Origin of the sequence: Eggerthella sp., assembly GCF_048329335.1 — a bacterium.
Classification (GTDB): domain Bacteria; phylum Actinomycetota; class Coriobacteriia; order Coriobacteriales; family Eggerthellaceae; genus Eggerthella; species Eggerthella lenta.
Map to the genome: position 1 here is coordinate 1 of NZ_DBFEGU010000137.1, position 2,876 is coordinate 2,876.

Below are 2,876 nucleotides of genomic sequence, written 5' to 3' on the forward strand. Positions count from 1 at the left end.
CTTCGACCGGGCGGAAGCTGCCGCGGCCGTGCGCCTGTCGGGTTTCGATATCCGCGACACGGCCGCATGGCTCGAATCGTACTATCTGGATCTGGCTGAAACCCAATAAAAAGCAAGGGAAGGTGCGAAAGCGGTGCAATACGAACAGGACGTGCTGAGGAAGCTGCAGCTTGCGGAATTGAACATCCTCCGCGACATCGATTCGGTATGCCGAGCCGAAGGCATACCGTACTTCCTGGAGTGCGGCACGCTTTTGGGCGCCGTGCGGCACGGAGGCTTCATTCCGTGGGACGACGACGTCGACGTGGGAATGCTTCGACCCGATTACGAGCGCTTCTTGAAGGTCGCTCCGAAAGCGCTCGGGCAAGGGTATGCGGTGTGCGAGCCTCGGACGAACCCTCGTTGCGCCGGCATGTTCGCGAAGGTGTGGAAGCGTGGTACGAAGTTCTTCACGGCGGAAACCATGGAGGCCGGAATCGACCAGGGCATCTTCGTGGACGTGTTCCCGTACGACGTCCTCCATTCCGATGAGGGCGTCGCCACTCGGCAGATTCGGCGATGTCGAGCATGGCAAAGCGCGTCTTACTTGCTGCATGCCCGGCATGTGACCGTGCCCCATAGCGGCATCCTCGGCGCGCTTGAAAGAGGTGCTTGCTCGGTTGCCCATGTGGGCGCAAAGGCGTTTTTGAGCCACGAGCGTGTCGTGCGGTCGTTCGAGGCTTGGGCGCTTCGAGGTTCGGAGCGCCCCGGCAGTGATTACATGAGCATGGCATACGTTACTGATTCGGCGTTTCCTGCGGACGAGCTTTCACCTGGTCGTGAGATGCTGTTCGAAGGGTTCTCGTTTCCCGTTCCCGCTCGAGCGGAGTCTTATCTTGAGAGGGTATACGGCTCGAGTTGGAGGGAATTGCCCCCGATTGAGGCTCGTCGCAACCATGCTCCAATTGAGCTCGACTTCGGAAGCGATTAGGCGCTGCGGATCGGAAGTTCCCGATAGGCTTATGTTCAAAACGTACAGACACTTTACAGTATTGAACAAATCGGCTATGCTTTCCTCTTCTGTTCGATAGGGTCGACGAGGAAGCGGAGCGTATGGTCGCGGCAATTTCACGAAGAAGGTTCTGCTGGATTGCCGCGGGCGCGCTAGCCGTCTTGGCGCTGCCCGGCTGCAGCTCGGCGAACGACGGCACCGTCGTCATCTACTCGTGTGCCGAAGGCGTGCGCAACGAGTCGCTGATCACGGCGATGCACGCGCGCTTCCCGGAGTACGACATCCGCCTGCACTACATTCCCACGGGCAACTGCGCCGCGAAGCTGAGGATGGAGGGTTCGCAATCGGAGGCCGACATCGTGCTTGACCTCGAAGGCGGTTACATCAAGCAGGTGTCGGAGTGGCTCGACCAGCTTCCCGCGCAGGATGCGAAGCGCTACTGCGCCGACCTGGTGGATCCCGACCATCGCTACTTTCCCTTCGCGCGTGAGAGCGCATGCATCGCCGTGAATGAGACGACGCTTTCCGCGCACGGCCTCGAGGCCCCGCAAAGCTACGAGGATCTGACCGATCCTCAGTACAAAGGGCTGGTTACGATGCCGAATCCAAAATCGTCGGGCACGGGCTATAACTTCGTCAAAAGTCTGGTGAACGCTTGGGGCGAGGACGAGGCGTTCGACTACTTCGACCGTCTGGCCGACAACGTGTACCAGTTCACCTCATCGGGATCGGGCCCGGTGAACGCGCTCGTTCAGGGCGAGGCCGCCATCGGTCTGGGCATGACGTTTCAGGCCGTGTCCGAGATCAACCAGGGCGTGCCGCTGAAGGTGCTGTTCTTCGAGGAGGGCGCGCCGTGGGCCGTATACGGCATGGGCATCGTCGAAGGCAAAGGCTCGCGCGCCGCCGTGCGCGAGGTGTTCGACTGGCTTTCCACCGAGGGCGTCAAGATCGACAACGAGACCTACGTGCCCGATCAGGTGCTCGCGGACTTCAAGGCCGAGATCCCGAACTACCCGACCGACATCGATTACGCCGACATGACGGGCATCACCGACCCCGACGAGAAGAAGAGGCTGCTGGGAAGATGGAAGTACTGATGACGAACGAATCGAAGGCGCCGGCCGCCGGCGGCGCGCCGAAGAAGCTGTCCGCGCGCGGCCTCGTGAAGCGCTTCGACGGTAAGGAAGTGCTGCACGCGCTGGACTTCGACGTGTTGGACGGCGAGTTCCTCTCCATCCTTGGCCCGTCGGGGTGCGGTAAGACCACCACGCTGCGCATCCTCATCGGCCTCTTGATGCCCGACGAGGGTACGCTCACGCTCGGCGGGCGCGACATCACCACGGCGCCTCCTGACGACCGCGGCATGGGCATCGTCTTCCAGAACTACGCGCTGTTCGAGAACATGACCGTGCGTGGAAACGTGGAGTATGCGCTGAAGTTCAAGCCCGAGCTGAAGGCGCGTCGTCGTGAGATCGCGCAGGGCGTGCTGGAGCAGCTGGGGCTTGCAGAGCACCTCGACAAGAGCGTGCGCCAGCTTTCGGGCGGCCAGCAGCAGCGCGTGTCCATCGCACGCACGCTGGCGCTGAACCCCGAGGTCATCCTGTTCGACGAGCCCATGAGCGCGCTCGACGTGGAGACGCGCCTGTCGCTGCGCCTCGAGCTCAAGCGCATCCAGCGCGAGTTCGGCACCACGATGGTGTACATCACCCACGACCAGGAGGAGGCGTTCGCGCTGTCCGACCGCGTGATGGTGATGGGCGAGGGCAGCATCCACCAGCTGGCCGCGCCCGACGAGATCATCGCCAACCCGGCCGACGACTACGTCGCCGACTTCGTGGTGAAGAACCTGCGGATCAAGATGGATTCGCTCGCCCGCTTCATGGAT

The 2,876-nt window shown here is 62.1% G+C and carries 3 protein-coding genes; all 3 read left to right on the forward strand.

All coding sequences use genetic code 11. The features are described from left to right. Window positions 1-133: 133 nt before the first annotated feature. Entirely contained in the window at window positions 134-970 is an 837-nt protein-coding gene (locus ACMO6A_RS04185) for a LicD family protein (RefSeq protein ID WP_114550241.1), read from the forward strand. Between the two features lie 122 nt (window positions 971-1,092). Continuing rightward, complete coding sequence (locus ACMO6A_RS04190; RefSeq protein ID WP_009304103.1) at window positions 1,093-2,088, forward strand: extracellular solute-binding protein; 996 nt, start codon at window positions 1,093-1,095, stop codon at window positions 2,086-2,088. Further along, window positions 2,088-2,876, forward strand: a 789-nt coding sequence (locus ACMO6A_RS04195; protein ID WP_418470824.1) for an ABC transporter ATP-binding protein, incomplete at its 3' end; no start/stop codon positions are given. The genes ACMO6A_RS04190 and ACMO6A_RS04195, both read left to right, overlap by 1 nt.

What these genes read in the sequence shown, in the direction of transcription:
- ACMO6A_RS04190 (WP_009304103.1), top strand. Translation starts at nt 1,093, where the DNA reads ATGGTCGCGGCAATTTCACGAAGAAGGTTCTGCTGGATTGCCGCGGGC.